Genomic DNA, 1310 nt, shown 5'->3' with positions numbered 1-1310 from the left:
CGGCGCCGCCGGTGCCACGGCCGGCCGCCTCCCCGGTGGCGCGGCCGGAAGCCGGGCGGCGGTTCTTCCCCGCGGTGTGGCCGGGGACCTTCCTGGCAGCGGCCTCGCCGGTCCCGATGGGCCGGGCGCCACCGCGGGGAGCACTGGAGCGACCGGCGTCGCCGGCACACCAGGCTCAACTGGAGCGCCCGGCACGACCGGCACGACCGGCACGACTGGGATCGACGGGATCACGGGGACCACCGGCGTCGCCGGACCAACCGGACCAACCGGACCAACCGGACCGATCGGGCCCGGTGGACCCTCCGGGCTCACCGGGACGACGGCCGGGACCACCGCGGGAACCGCCGGTCCTGGCGGACTCACCGGGACGACGCCCGGAACGAACGGGCTTGTCGGGCCGACCGGAACCGCCGGTCCTGCCCCCACGACCGGAACCACAGGGACCTCCGGGACCGCCGGAGTGACCGGAACCCGCGGGATCACCGGGGCGGCGCGGCCACGGCGGCCCGCGAGCGAGAGCGGTCGCGGGGCTGCCTCGACCACCGGCACTGCCGCGAGCCCCCGCACGGAGAGGAGTCATCGCACCGAGAGGAGCCACCGCACCGAGAGCACGGGTTGGAGCGATCGGACCGGCCGGACTGACCGGACGGGCTGGGGCGATCGGACGGGCCGGACCGACCGGACGGGTTGGAGTGATCGGACCGGCCGGACTGACCGGACGGGCTGGGGCGATCGGACCGGCCGGGCGACCGGCCTGGCCGACGGCGCCGTCCGGCCCGCCAACGCCACGGGGACCCGTGGGACCGCGGCGTCGAGCCGGACGCCGAGCACTCCTGGAGCCGCCACGCTCGCAGGACTCGGCGAGACCGCGAGGGCCGGCCGGACGGGGACGACCCCCGGGCTCGCCGCGCTGGAGGGGGCCACCGGGAGGACCCCCAGGTCCGGCACGCTGGACGGGAACCGGTGGCCTGCCACCGCCCAGGGAGTCGCTCAGACCGCCACGAAGGGCGTGGCCGCGAGGGCGGGCCGGTCCGGGAGCCCGCTGTCGCCGCGGACCGGCTCGGCGGTCTCGGATGCGCGACCGGGTGCCGTGGTGCCGGGCGCCGGTCTCTTCGGTGACCGCCGGAAGGGCGGCGCCCTGCGGATGGCGTCGGACGGCTCGCAGGCACGGCCTGTGGCGCCTCCTGTCGTCGAGCCGTTGCCCGGTGCGGCGCAGGTCGCCGGCGTCGGTGGAGCCGCCTCCCTCGTCCAGGGAGCGGCTCATGGCGTCGGGGCGCACGGCGGCGGTCTCGCCGGGACGCACGGCG

Annotated in this window: 1 protein-coding gene; it reads left to right on the top strand. The window is 78.2% G+C overall.

Features of this window, described 5'->3' with window-relative positions:
- Positions 1 to 1096: 1096 nt before the first annotated feature.
- Positions 1097 to 1310, top strand: a 214-nt coding sequence (locus DQW85_RS46005; RefSeq protein WP_205315330.1) for a hypothetical protein, incomplete at its 3' end; no start/stop codon positions are given.

This window comes from Nonomuraea lactucae (genome assembly GCF_003313395.1).
Classification (GTDB): domain Bacteria; phylum Actinomycetota; class Actinomycetes; order Streptosporangiales; family Streptosporangiaceae; genus Nonomuraea; species Nonomuraea lactucae.
Note: the sequence above shows the minus strand (reverse complement) of the source record. Positions and strands in the feature narration are given on the sequence as shown.